This window comes from Mesorhizobium sp. M7A.F.Ca.US.011.01.1.1 (assembly GCF_003998295.1).
Classification (GTDB): domain Bacteria; phylum Pseudomonadota; class Alphaproteobacteria; order Rhizobiales; family Rhizobiaceae; genus Mesorhizobium.
Window position 1 is genome coordinate 50,893 of record NZ_RZRT01000016.1, and the last position, 12,426, is coordinate 63,318.

At 62.9% G+C, this 12,426-nt stretch carries 13 protein-coding genes; 2 read left to right on the forward strand and 11 right to left on the reverse strand.

The features are described from left to right. Window positions 1-20 precede the first annotated feature (20 nt). From EOA13_RS17175 to EOA13_RS17220, 10 genes are all read right to left on the reverse strand, one after another. On the reverse strand, window positions 21-1,214 hold the full coding sequence (locus EOA13_RS17175; protein ID WP_127294318.1) for an ABC transporter substrate-binding protein: 1,194 nt from the start codon (window positions 1,212-1,214) through the stop codon (window positions 21-23). A 43-nt stretch (window positions 1,215-1,257) separates the two neighbouring features. Further along, a complete protein-coding gene (locus EOA13_RS17180; RefSeq protein ID WP_127294320.1) occupies window positions 1,258-2,349 on the reverse strand; it encodes a branched-chain amino acid ABC transporter permease in 1,092 nt (363 codons plus the stop codon). 4 nt (window positions 2,350-2,353) lie between these two features. After that, the gene (locus tag EOA13_RS17185) at window positions 2,354-3,259 is read right to left on the reverse strand and encodes a branched-chain amino acid ABC transporter permease (protein ID WP_127294321.1); all 906 of its coding nucleotides are present in this window, start codon (window positions 3,257-3,259) and stop codon (window positions 2,354-2,356) included. Window position 3,260: 1 nt separating this feature from the next. Beyond that, on the reverse strand, window positions 3,261-3,995 hold the full coding sequence (locus EOA13_RS17190) for an ABC transporter ATP-binding protein (protein ID WP_127294322.1): 735 nt from the start codon (window positions 3,993-3,995) through the stop codon (window positions 3,261-3,263). Continuing rightward, window positions 3,992-4,744, reverse strand: a complete 753-nt coding sequence (locus EOA13_RS17195) for an ABC transporter ATP-binding protein (protein WP_127294324.1) — start codon at window positions 4,742-4,744, stop codon at window positions 3,992-3,994. The genes EOA13_RS17190 and EOA13_RS17195 overlap by 4 nt, the downstream gene beginning before the upstream one ends. Before the next feature lie 249 nt (window positions 4,745-4,993). Beyond that, the gene (locus EOA13_RS17200; protein WP_127294326.1) at window positions 4,994-5,965 is read right to left on the reverse strand and encodes a biotin-dependent carboxyltransferase family protein; all 972 of its coding nucleotides are present in this window, start codon (window positions 5,963-5,965) and stop codon (window positions 4,994-4,996) included. Beyond that, window positions 5,955-6,830, reverse strand: coding sequence for a carboxyltransferase domain-containing protein (locus EOA13_RS17205; RefSeq protein WP_127294328.1), 876 nt, complete (start codon window positions 6,828-6,830; stop codon window positions 5,955-5,957). The genes EOA13_RS17200 and EOA13_RS17205 overlap by 11 nt, the downstream gene beginning before the upstream one ends. A gap of 10 nt (window positions 6,831-6,840) precedes the next feature. Continuing rightward, the gene (locus EOA13_RS17210) at window positions 6,841-8,205 is read right to left on the reverse strand and encodes an acetyl-CoA carboxylase biotin carboxylase subunit (RefSeq protein ID WP_127294330.1); all 1,365 of its coding nucleotides are present in this window, start codon (window positions 8,203-8,205) and stop codon (window positions 6,841-6,843) included. Continuing rightward, window positions 8,205-8,438 carry an acetyl-CoA carboxylase gene (locus EOA13_RS17215; RefSeq protein WP_013533152.1) on the reverse strand — a complete coding sequence of 78 codons (234 nt, stop codon included), beginning with the start codon at window positions 8,436-8,438 and terminating at the stop codon, window positions 8,205-8,207. Before EOA13_RS17215 ends, EOA13_RS17210 begins: the two co-directional genes overlap by 1 nt. 66 nt (window positions 8,439-8,504) lie before the next feature. After that, window positions 8,505-9,227, reverse strand: a complete 723-nt coding sequence (locus EOA13_RS17220) for a LamB/YcsF family protein (protein ID WP_127294393.1) — start codon at window positions 9,225-9,227, stop codon at window positions 8,505-8,507. A gap of 135 nt (window positions 9,228-9,362) precedes the next feature. On the opposite strand from EOA13_RS17220, the gene EOA13_RS17225 reads away from it, so the two are divergent. Continuing rightward, the gene (locus EOA13_RS17225) at window positions 9,363-10,268 is read left to right on the forward strand and encodes a LysR family transcriptional regulator (RefSeq protein WP_127294331.1); all 906 of its coding nucleotides are present in this window, start codon (window positions 9,363-9,365) and stop codon (window positions 10,266-10,268) included. Between the two features lie 28 nt (window positions 10,269-10,296). On the opposite strand, the gene EOA13_RS17230 is transcribed toward EOA13_RS17225, so the two are convergent. Further along, window positions 10,297-10,755 carry an SDR family NAD(P)-dependent oxidoreductase gene (locus EOA13_RS17230; protein ID WP_245490406.1) on the reverse strand — a complete coding sequence of 153 codons (459 nt, stop codon included), beginning with the start codon at window positions 10,753-10,755 and terminating at the stop codon, window positions 10,297-10,299. Between the two features lie 139 nt (window positions 10,756-10,894). Between EOA13_RS17230 and EOA13_RS17235 the strand changes: the two genes are divergently transcribed. Then, complete coding sequence (locus tag EOA13_RS17235) at window positions 10,895-12,391, forward strand: aldehyde dehydrogenase family protein (RefSeq protein WP_127294333.1); 1,497 nt, start codon at window positions 10,895-10,897, stop codon at window positions 12,389-12,391. The last annotated feature ends 35 nt before the right edge of the window (window positions 12,392-12,426 follow it).

The window sequence follows — 12,426 nt, forward strand, 5'->3', positions numbered from 1 at the left end:
GACTTATCCGGCCATCTTTCCTACTTGAGCAAGGCTTCCATCGGTACCGGCTCGGAAATCGTCCAGTTGCCTACAACACCCGGCTTGCCGGCCTTGGTCTCGACGATCAGGTACCGGGTCTGGTTCTGGTGATGCAGTTCCGGCGTGAAGGTACGAGGCCCGAACAGTGTCGGCTCATTCTTCATCTTTTCCAGTTCCGCGACGACCGCGTCGGCATCGGCCGTGCCTGCACGCTCCACCGCCTTGGCCCAGACGTCGACCATGACGTAACCCGGAAAGACATACTGGCTCGATGGATCGGCGCCTGTCTTCTGCTTGTAGGTGGCATTGAACTTCAGCACGGCCGGATTGGGATCGTCGCCATAGATCGATCCCTGAACGGGGACGTAGAAGTTCGTCAGATCGGGCACAGCCGAGAGCCAATAGCTACCGTCGACGCCCGATCCATTCAGGATCATGGAGTTGATACCCGCGGCGCGAAGCTGCTTGATGGCCGAGACGGCGCCCGGCATCATCGTGCAAAGCATGATCGCATCCGGCTCCTTCGGCAGAGACTTGATGCGGGTGATCTGCGCGGCAATGGAGGCATCCTCGTTCTTGAAGGTGTCTTCACCGACAAGCTTCGCGCCCTGGGCTTCGAGCTTCGGCATCATCCAGTCGAAGCCGTCGCAGATGCCCTTGTTGTAGGCCGTCCAGGTATCGAGCAGACGGTAGAAGTCCTTTGCGCCCTTTTCCTTGAATGCCCATTCGGCCATGGTCGCTCCCTGCACGGCCGCCAGCACAGACGCGGAGAAGCTGTGCGGGCCGACACCCTGGATACCGGCCTTGACCGATTCCGCGCACAGGAAGAAGGAGATACGGCCCGCGTCCTCGGCCGCGAGCGCAGCCGGCGATCCGAAGTCGTAGTCGCAGGAGACGACCACGAGATCGGCACCCTGGTCGAGCACGGAAAGGCCCGCCTTGGCGCCCTCGGCCCGGTCGGACTTGGTGTCGGCCTTGACGACCTTGATCTGCTTTCCAAGCAGACCGCCAGCCGCATTGATCTCGTCGATGCGGATCAAGGCCGCCTCCTGGGCAGGCTTGTCATAGGCCTCCATGAAGCCCGACTCCGCAGTGGCGAAGCCGACGACGATGGTCTTGTCATCTGCCAGGGCCGGGTATGTGATGGACATCGAGGCCAGAGCGGTTGCGACAATTCTCATTTTGTATGTCATGCACGTCTCCTTTTTTGTTTTCCGGTCGGGCTTGTGCCGCCGGTCACTTGTTGCGACTGCTGCGAGGTAAGGTGAGCTCGCGGTTGCCCATGAGTCCGGATGGGCGAAGCGCGAGGATCACGATCATGATGACGCCGAGGGCTATTTCCTGAACCCCTTTCGGGAGGGCGAAAGTGGACTCGCCGAGCGGTACGCCTGCCTCCAGCCAGCGCAGCGCCTGGATGAGGGCGGACAGCAGGACGACACCCACCACACCCCCCGACAGGCTGCCCATGCCGCCGACGACGAGCATGGAAAGGGTGATGAAGGTGAGACCGAGATAGAATGTATCGGGTGTGACCACGCCGATGGAATGAGCCATGAGCGCACCGCCCAGCCCCATCACCGCGCCCGATACGACGAACGCCACCAGTCTTTCCCTGGGAATGTCGATACCGGAAGCCGCGGCGGCGGTGGGCTCGTCGCGGGCAGCACGAAGGGCCAGGCCGGACCGGGAGATCGCGTGCGCCCAGGCGATGAAGATTGCGACCACGGCGCCGATGAGATACGGCCAGATCACGCGCACGATCGGAATGCCGACGACCGATGAGGTCGCTCCGGTCACGCTCTCCCAGTTGGAATAAATTGTGTTGATCATGGCGAGCATCGCGAAGGTCGCGATCGAAGCCGCGATGCCCGATAGCCGCATCAGCACCCGCCCGAAAATGAGAGCGGCGAGGGCGGCGAACAATGCCGCCAGCACAGCCGATTGCCAGTAGGGCAAACGGGTCGCCAGCAGCCATTCGGGCAGTCCCGGCAGCGAACCGCGTTTCATCATCGGATTGATGGTGAGCCATGCGGCCGCGTAGGCGCCAAGGCAGGTGAAGCCGATATGCCCGAAGCTGAGAACGCCGGAATTTCCGATAAAGATGTATAGGCCCACGACGAGGATGACACGGACGAACACGTCGATCACCGTCTGGTTGAAGGGCCGCGATCCGGTCATCACCGTGATCAGCGCGATGGCCAGCAGCAGCAGAGAAAGCAGGACCGGCGTCAGGATTGTGCGGCGGGCAAGCGCGAAGCGGGCGGGCTTTCGCTCGGCAGCCGCGGCACCGGCAGCGGTAGAGTTGGTGAGGGAGGCGGCGACACCCATGAAATCAGACCCTTTCCTTGGTGCCGCGCGCGGCAATAAGCCCCTGCGGGCGGAAGAGGAGGACGAGGATGACCGCTCCATAGACAAAGGCATCGCGGAATGGCCGGGCGTCGATGGGCAGCATGACCTGCATGATCACCGAGGCGGCACCCAGCAGGAAGCCGGCGAGCACGGCCCCCCCAAGGCTGCCGAGGCCGCCAATGACGGTGGCGATGAAGGCCATCAACATGATCGAGGCGCCCATCTGGATGTCCAGCGTGCCTGTCTGGGCGCCAAAGATCAGCGCAATGGCGGCGGCCAACGCGCCGGAGAGGGCGAACGCACCCATGATGACCCGGTTCGCACGCACACCCAGCATGCGGGCCATCGAGAAATTCTCGGCCGCCGCCCGCATCTCCAGGCCGAAGCGAGTTTGACGCAGGAACAATGTCAGGCCGATCAGGATGACCATCGTAGTCACGATCGTTATGAGTTGGAGGAGGGGAAGCCGGGCACCGAGGATCGCCACCGGCTGGGACAGTTCGGGCAGCAGCGAAATCGATTTCGGCCGACTGGAGAACAGCATGAGCAGGAAGTAGCGAATTACGAAACCGAGCGCGAAGGAGGCGATCATCATGGTTGCCGGATTTGCCTGGCGGAACCGCCTGAAGACGACGATTTCGCACAAAACCGACAGCCCGGCCCCGCAGAGGAGGACGAAGGGAACCAGAAGGTACCACGGCAATTGGCCGGCGAAGACGATGGCCATTGCGTCCGTAGACGGCCATAGCAGCGCGAAGACGCAGAAGGCGATGACGTCGCCATGCGCGAAGTTCACCAGCCGCATGACGCCGAAGATGAGGGCAATGCCAAGCGCTCCGAGCGCGTACAGCGAGCCAAGCGAGAGTGCGTCGAACAGGATCTGAAGCATCTCAATTGTCCTCGTAGCCGAAATAGGCAGCCTGGATCGCCTCGCCATTGCCGAGCGTCCGCGCGTCGCCATCGAGCACGATCTGTCCGCCACGCATCAGGATCATCCTCCCGCCCACCATCATCGCCCGGGCCGAGCTCTGCTCAACGATCAGGAGCGTGAGCTGGCGCTGCGCACGCAGCGCGATCAGCCGCTCGTAGACCTGGTCGTTGATGTTGGGGGCGAGGCCCAGCGAAGGCTCGTCGATGGCTACAAGCCGCGGATTGGTCATCAGCGCGCGTCCGATGACCAGCATTTGCTGCTGCCCGCCGGACAGCAATCCCGCCTGCCCGTGCCGCCTCTCTTTCAGCATCGGGAAGGTTGCGTAGACGGCTTCGAGTTCGTCGGCCGCTCGGCCGCGCCAGCCGCGTTCGCGGGCGTGCATGCCGGTTCCGACCAGAAGGTTCTCTTCGGTCGTCAGCGAGCCGAAGACATCGCGCCCCTCCGGCACCATGGAGAATCCGAGCCGGGCGATGTTCTCCGGCGCCTGGCCGGTGATCTCATGACCTGCAAGGTCGATCCGCCCGCCCGCCACCGGCGTAACACCGGCGATCGCGCGCAGCAGCGAAGACTTCCCGGCTCCGTTCGGGCCGGTGATGAACAGGATTTCTCCCTCGTCCATGGAGAAGGAGACATTTCGGACCGCCGTGAGACGGCTGTAGCGGATGGTGATATCGGAAAGGGCGAGCAGGCTCATTCCATCGCCTCCAGCACAGGCAGGTCGGTGTTTGCGGCTGTGCCCATATAAGCGTGGCGCACCTTTTCGCTGTCGCGGATCGCGGCAGGCGGGCCTTCCTCGATGATCGCTCCGGAATCGAGCACGACGATATGCTGGCAGAGGCCGAGCACCAGCCCGACATTGTGCTCGATGAGCAGGACACCGCAGCCGAGATCGCTGGCGATATGTCTTATCAGGGCCGAAAGCTCCCGCGCCTCCAGTGCGCTCATGCCAGCCGCGGGCTCGTCGAGCAGGATGTATGCGGGCCGTCCCATCAGGGCGCGGCCAATGGCGACGCGGCGCTCGTCCGTATATGGCAACGTTCCGGCAATGCGGGTGCCCAGCGCACCGATGCCTATCCAGTCGAGCATCGCTTCCGCTTCGGCGACGGCAGCGCGCCGGCTCATTCCCAGACCAACGCCGGTTACCTCCAAATTGTCCAGCACAGGCAGGTCGCGGAAGAGCCGCCCACCCTGAAAGGTGCGGGCGATGCCGCGCCGCCGGACCTGATGAGGCTTGAGACCCGTGAGTGCCGCCCCGTCGAGCTTGACGGTGCCTTCCGTCGGTGCCTGGAAGCCGGTCAGCACGTTGACGAGCGTGGTCTTGCCAGCGCCATTCGGGCCGATGAGGCCACTGATGCGGCCGGGCGTAATTTGGAGGTCTACCGATGACAGGGCCTTCAGCCCCGCAAACGATACCGAGACGTTCTCCGCGCTCAGATGACTCATGACCCTTTCCTTCTTTCTACCGACGGAAAGGCGCGAAGCATCCGGCCTTGCGGCCAGTCACGTTGCAAATGTCTTCCCCTGTCGGTTCCGGCGGTCTCTAGCGGACTGCTCGGATGCCAAATTCACGCCGTTGCCCGGCGTCGTCTTGTCGTTTCGCGCACCGGATTTTGTCTTCCGCCACGCACGGTCGGTTTTGGCCGGCCGATCTCCTCGCCACCGGCTCCTCCGCCGGCATTTTTCCGGCTGACGTCAGCCGGCCAGATGCCCTTCAGCACGCGCCAGCGCGGCGCGCTGTTCGGTTCGCGCGGCAAGCGCGTCTTCCAGCGTCACCGGAACGAAGCGCGCCGGGGTGTGCGGCTGGAGCTGGGCGATAAGGTCCATGTCGGCCGATATCACCACGCCCAGCATCATGTACCCGCCACCCGAAACCGCGTCCCGGTGAAGAACGATCGGCTCCGTGCCACTCGGCACCTGGACGGATCCGTAGGGATAGCAGGCATCGACGATGTTCGAGGGGTCGGAGCCCGCACCGAAAGGCTGCTCGCGCTCGACGAACTCCAGCGGCGTCCCGCCCCGGAAGCGATAGCCGATGCGGTCGGCTTCGGGCGCGACCTTCCAGGTTTCCTCAAAGAACCGATTGCCGGCAGCCTCGGTGATCCGATGCCAGTACATGCCGGGAAGCATTCTGAGTTCCGCCGGACTATTGCCCGCGCGGCGCAGATTTGCAGGCAGTGAAAGACCGGCTTTGCCGGAACCTTCGCCGAGGGGAAGCTCATCACCCGCCTTCAGCGTGCGGCCCTGATGGCCGCCGAGTGCGCCCAGAATGTAAGTCGAGCGCGAACCGAGAACCACGGGTACGTCGATGCCGCCGGAGACGGCCAGATAAGCGCGCGCGCCGCCCTTGAGGAAGCCGAAGGAAAGCCGGTCACCGGCCTTGACCGGAAAGCTTTCCCAGGTAGGCCGTTCCTCGCCATTGAGTTTGGGTGGGAGCTCTCCACCCGTGACGGCGACGACCGCGGATTGGGTGAATTCGAGTTCGGGGCCCATGAAGGTGGCTTCGAGCACCGCGGCACCCGGATCGTTGCCGACAAGCAGGTTTGCGATGCGTGTGGCAAAGCGGTCCATGCCGCCGCCTTCGGGAATGCCGACATGATAGTGGCCTGGTCGGCCAAGGTCCTGCACGGAAGTGGAGAGGCCGGGAGAGATTACCTTAACGGCCATTGATAAGCTCCATCAGCTTTGCATTGGTGCCGTAGATATCGCTGTTGAAGTCCTTCAGGCTGAAGGTGCACTCGCGAACCGTCGGCTGCCACCGATTGGCTTCGATTTCCTCCAGCGTGGCGTCGTAGTCATCGCGGCCAATGGCCTTGAACTTGACGATGTCGCCTGGCTTGAACAGGCACATGTCATCGGAGAGGTAGCGCACCTTCCTGGTCGGGTCGTAGATCGGGGCCGGGGTTATGCCATACATCTGGTAGCCGCCAGCGCCGCGCACCGAATAGATCGCTGCAAAGCAGCCGCCATGGCCAATGGTGAGCTTGGGAGTGTCGGTGCGTGGACGCAAGTATTTCGGCGCCTGAATCTGTTTCTTGCGCTCAACCATCTGGTACAGGAAGGGCAGTCCGGCGACGAAGCCGACCATGGATACGAACCAGGGCTGGCCGGAATAGGCCGCGATAAACTCTTCCACCGTGGCGTAGCCGTTGATGCGGGCCGAATATTCAAGATCGGTGGAGGACGGGTCCTGATGGCGCTCGCGGAAGCGCAAGCAGGTTTCACGCGTCCATGGATCCTGGAAATAAACCGGCAGTTCGATGATCCGGGTCTTCAGCACCGGGTCCGCCTTCGAGGCCGCCTCTTCCATCGACTTCAGTTCGCGGAGCAAATCCTGCGGCTTGACGATGTCGGGGTTGAAGCGAATCTGGAAGCTGGCGTTGGCTGGGCAGATCTCGGTGACACCTCGAATGCCTGCCGTACGCACCGCGTTGGTCATCGAAAGGCCGGTAAAGAAGGAGGTGAGCGACATTTCTTCGGACACCTCGCCGAAGATATGTTCGTCACCGCCGAAGTTGAATCGTATCGACATCGGTCCCTCCTTAACCCGCTAATGCTGCGGCGTTTTCGATGAGCCAGCCTTCCAGCCAGCGGGTATGCACGTCTCCCGCCCGCACCGCCGGATCGGCGGCCAGCGCAAGAAACAGCGGCTTGGTGGTCTTGAGCCCGCCGATCTTCAACTCGTTGAGCGCGCGGATCAGGCGCACTATCGCCGCCTCGCGCGTCTCTGCATGCACGATCAGCTTGGCAAGCAGCGAATCATAAAAGGGCGGCACCTGATAGCCTTGGTAGAGCATCGAATCGAAGCGTACGCCCGGACCGCCGGGAATGCGAAGCTCGGCCACCTGCCCCGGGAATGGAGCGAACTCCTTCGCCGGGTCTTCGGCATTGAGCCGGACTTCGATCGCATGCCCCTTGACGGAGACATCGCCTTGCCGGATCCGCAGCTTCTCGCCGCCGGCGATGCGAAGCATCTCCGCAACGAGGTCGATGCCGGTGATCGCTTCGGTGACCGGGTGCTCGACCTGGATACGGGTGTTCATCTCGATGAAGTAAAAGCGATCTGCTTCATCGTCATAAAGATACTCTACCGTGCCGGCACCAGAGTATTTGACCGCCTTGGCCAAGGCGACCGCCGAAGCGCAGAGCTCCTCGCGCAGCCTGTCTGAAAGTGCGCGCGACGGCGCCTCCTCCCAAACCTTCTGGCGTCGCCGCTGCAGTGAGCACTCCCGCTCGTAGCAGTGGATGGCATCGCTTCCGTCTGCCAGCACCTGCACCTCGATATGGCGGGCCTTGCCGATCACCTTTTCCATGTAGAGGCCACCGTCGCCAAAGGCGGCGAGGGCTTCTGCTTCGGCTTGAGGAAAGGCTTGTTCGAACTCGGCGAGCGAGTTGGCGATGCGGATGCCCCGCCCACCGCCGCCTGCCGCCGCCTTGATCATCACCGGAAAACCGGTTGCGGTCAGCACCTCGTGGCCAGCCTTGAGGCCCTCGACCCGGCCAGCCGAGCCAGGCACCACAGGGACACCTGCAGCGGCGGCGGCGGATCGCGCCGAGACCTTGTCTCCCATCATCCGGATCGCATCTCCCGACGGGCCGACGAAGACCAATCCAGCGCCTGTGACCGCGTCGGAAAACGCGGCATTCTCGGCAAGGAACCCATAGCCTGGATGAACGCTGTCGCAACCGGTGTCGCGGGCAGCCTTCAGAATTGCTTCGACATTGAGATAGGACTTCTTTGCTGCTGGTGGGCCGATGTTGACCGCTTCGTCCGCAAGCTGGACGTGGAGCGACTCGGCGTCTGCGGCCGAATACACCGCCACGGTGGTGATCCCCAAATCTTGCGCGGCCCGGATGATCCTGACCGCTATCTCGCCCCGGTTGGCAACCAGAAGCTTTTTCAGCATCAGTCGAGATCCGCAATAGGTGCGCCGGCCATGATGGGGTCTTCATTGTCGGCAATGAAGCGGATGTTCGTACCGGCCGTCTCGGCCCTCACTTCGTGGAACGACTTCATCACTTCGATGAGACCGATTACGTCTCCGGCGGAAACCGCGTCGCCATCCGCCTTGTAGGGCGGCTGGTCTGGCGAAGCGCTCCGATAAAAAGTGCCGGGAAGAGGCGAAAGAATCTGGGCCATAAAAAGCTCCGGAAAACTGCGGACAGACTAATTTGGAACCGCCCGCGCGGGCGGGTTCGGTCGAGTTCAGTGCCAGGGGGCGATTGCGGTGCGCACGGCCCTGGCTATTTCGATGGCGTTCGGCGTATCGGAATGCACGCAGATGGTTTCGCAGCGTACGGGGAAGAAACTGCCGTCCTCTGCCGTGCCCTCGCCCTCCCTGATGGCGCGTACGCACCGCTCGGCCATCTCTGCGGGGTCCTTGGCGTCATGAACGCGTGTCAAGATCAGCTTGCCGGAGGCATCGTAGTCGAGATCGGCATAGAACTCGGCGACGAAAGGGATACCACGCTCTTGATAGATCTTCTCATGCAGGGTGCCCGTCATGCCGAAGAGGGGTACGCCGAAAACCTCTGCCGCGTCACACACGCCATGGGCGATTGCCTCCTGCTGCATGGCCATGAAGTAAAGGCTGCCATGCGGCTTGATGTGGTGGAGTTCCACACCTTCGGCCTTGAGGAAGCCGGCAAGCGCTCCCACCTGGTAAATGATGGTGTTCCTGACTTCTTCGCGGGTCATCCGCATCTCGCGCCGGCCGAAACCCTGAATGTCGGGCAAGCCTGGATGGGCGCCGATCTTGACGCCAATCGCCTTGGCGCTGCGGACGGCGGCGTGCATGTGATCCGGATCAGAAGCGTGGAAACCACAGGCGACATTGGCAACGTCGATGATGGGCATCATGCCCATATCATCGCCAACCTTGTAGAGGCCAAAGCTTTCGCCCATGTCGCAGTTTAGCGTCACCGCCATCGCATTGTTACCCCTCGAAGCTGCCGTCTTTGCGGCGTTGCAGCATTTTTTGCGCATGCGAAGGCTTTTGTGAAATAGTAGTTTATTGATTGTCATATCAAAAAAACAGATAATGGTTCTGGGCCGGAGCGCACCATGACCATCACCTTGAAACAGCTTGATTATTTTATCGCGACCGCCGAGAGCGGACAGGTCAGTCATGCTGCGGTGGAACTCAACATCTCGCAATCGGCGGTCACTGCGGCGATAAAGACGCTTGAGGCTGACCTGGGCGTACGGCTTTTGGAGCGTAACCACGCTGGCGTAAGATTGACGATGGAGGGCGCGCGGTTTCTTGAACATGCGCGGGTTATCACCGGGGCCGTCGCTGCCGCCGTCCGAAGCCCGTTGCGCGATAGGAAAGGTCTGGCGGGCAAGCTGCGGCTGGGCATGACCTACACGGTCGTCGGCTACTACATGTCGCGCCACTACGCCCGGTTTCGAAAGACCTATCCCGAGATCGAGGTCGAGGTGCTGGAACTGCCCCGAGACGCTCTCGAAAGCGGGTTGATGTGCGGGGACATCGACATGGCCGTGATGCTGGTGTCGAACCTGGAGCACACCAAGGAGTTGGCGCAGGAGGTCTTGATGCGGTCGAACCGCCGGCTCTGGCTTTCGGCTGATCATCACCTGCTCGCGCGACAGGAAATCAGCCTCACCGATGTGGCGGCGGAAGATTATGTCATGCTGACGGTTGACGAGGCACGTACGACGGCCGCCCGTTACTGGGATGCCGCGGGGCTTTCGCTCCGCGCCGTCCTTACCACCAGTTCGGTCGAGGCCGTGCGGTCGCTCGTGGCTGCCGGCATGGGGGTCACTGTCCTGTCCGACATGGTTTACCGCCCCTGGTCCTTGGAGGGGCAGCGCATCGAAGTGCGCGGGCTTGTCGAGCCCATCCCCACTATGGATGTCGGCCTGGCCTGGTCGCGTGACAGATCAATCGAACCGGCAGCGGCGGCCTTCCGGGCCTTCATGTCCGTGACCATGGGCGGCGGCGGCTAACCGCCTGCCGCCAGGCAGGCGCTGTGGCTCAGGCTCGGAATGGTGGCGACGACGCGGATGCCGAACGGTGCGAGTTCCACGGCCATGGCCCGGGTGGCGGCAATCGCCCAGCCCTTGAAGCATTGCACCAAGTCAAATTCGGGCGAGGCGAGACGCCGCCGTTGGCGATCCGGTCGAACATCTCTTCGTCCATCGTATCGAGCGCCAGGGGCGGCTGGGCCACGCCGGCATTGTTGACCAGTATGTCGAGACCGCCAAAGGCCGAGCGGGCCAGGTCTGCCGCCGCTTCGAAGCTTGCGAGTGTCGAGACGTCGCCAGTGATTGGCCGCACATTTTCGCCGACTTCGGCAGCAACGCGGGCCGCGGTGGCCTCATCACGGTCCATCAACACGACCCGCGCACCTTCTGTGACGAATTTCCTGACGATGCCTTCGCCAAATCCCGAACCGCCGCCAGTGACGATGGCGACCTTGCCAGCATGTCTCATATCTGTTCCTCCATTGCCGGCATCATCGGGGAGTCGCGTACATTGCACAGTCCGATTATCTGAACGCCCTTTTAGCTTTCCTTGTTTGAGGTCGACCGGCGTGGGAGGCATAGTCACCACGGATTGTGAGGAGGAAGGGATGACGCTGAATTTCGACCCGCGGGCGAAGGCCACGGCGCTCTACCACGGCGAATTCCGGCCGATGTTCGTCGGCGGCAAGTGGGTTCCGGCACAGTCCGGCCAGGAGATGCAGGCGCTCAACCCGGCGACTGGCGAAGTGCTGGCCACCGTGCCGCGTGGCTCGGCGGCGGACGTCGATGCGGCGGTAGCCGCTGCGCGCACGGCTTTCGAAGGGCCGTGGTCGAAATTCTCGCCCTATGAGCGGCAGTGCGTGCTTCTGCGCATCGCCGATCTCTTCGAGACCCATTGGGAAGAACTCAGCGTTTCCGACACTCTCGACATGGGACTGCCGATCACGCGCACGCTCGCCAACCGGCGGCGCGTCATCGGCATGCTGCGCTTCTATGCGGGCATGGCGACCGCGCTGCATGGCGAATCCATAGACAATTCGATCCCTGGCGAGATCGTCAGCTTCACAAGGCGCGAGCCGGTGGGCGTTGTCGGCGCGATCATCGCCTGGAACGCTCCGACCGCCGCTTCGATCTGGAAGATCGCGCCGGCGCTCGCCACCGGCTGCACCATCGTGCTGAAGCCCTCGGAGGATGCCTCGTTGACGCCGCTGCTGATCGCCAGGCTGATGCAGGAAGCCGGCGTTCCCGACGGCGTCGTCAACGTCGTCACCGGCACCGGGGCGGAGGCCGGTGCGCGGCTTGCAGAACATCCCGACGTCAACAAGATCGTCTTCACCGGCTCGACGGTGACGGGCCAGGCCATCGCGCGGGCGGGCGTGACCAACCTCAAGCGCGTTTCCCTGGAACTCGGCGGCAAATCGCCGATCATCGTCTGCCGGGATGCCGACATCGACAAAACGGTTCCTGTCGCCGCGATGGCGGTGTTCGTGCATTCGGGCCAGATCTGCATCGCCGGATCGCGGCTGTTCGTGGCGCGCGAAATCCATGACGAATTCGTGCGCCGGGTCGCCGAGTTTGCCGGCAGGCTTCGCATCGGCCATGGCATTGAGGCGGAAACCGAAATCGGCCCGCTCATCAATGCCAGGCAGGCCGGCAAGGTGGTGGGCTATATCAAGGCCGGCTGCGACGAAGGCGCGGAACTGATAGCGGGCGGGTCGCGACTGACCGGCGAGTCCTACGACGGCGGCAATTTCATCGCGCCGACCGTCTTCGGCGCGGTGTCGGACAAGATGACCATCGCGCGTGAAGAAATCTTCGGTCCGGTGATTTCGGCGATGCCGTTCGACACGCTCGACGAAGCCGTTGCGCGGGCCAATGCGACGCCCTATGGCCTGGCAGCCGGCATTTTCACCAGTCATCTGGGCACCGCGCACAAGCTCGCCCGCCGCATCAAGGCCGGCTCGGTGTGGGTCAACATGTACCACGCCATCGACCCGGCGGTGCCGTTCGGCGGCATGAAGATGTCCGGCTACGGCCGCGAGGGCGGCATCGAACATCTGCATGAATATCTGGAGACCAAGTCGATCTGGATCCAGACCGACTGAGCGTGCGCTGATATTCAGGTGAGGCTGGGCTGCCA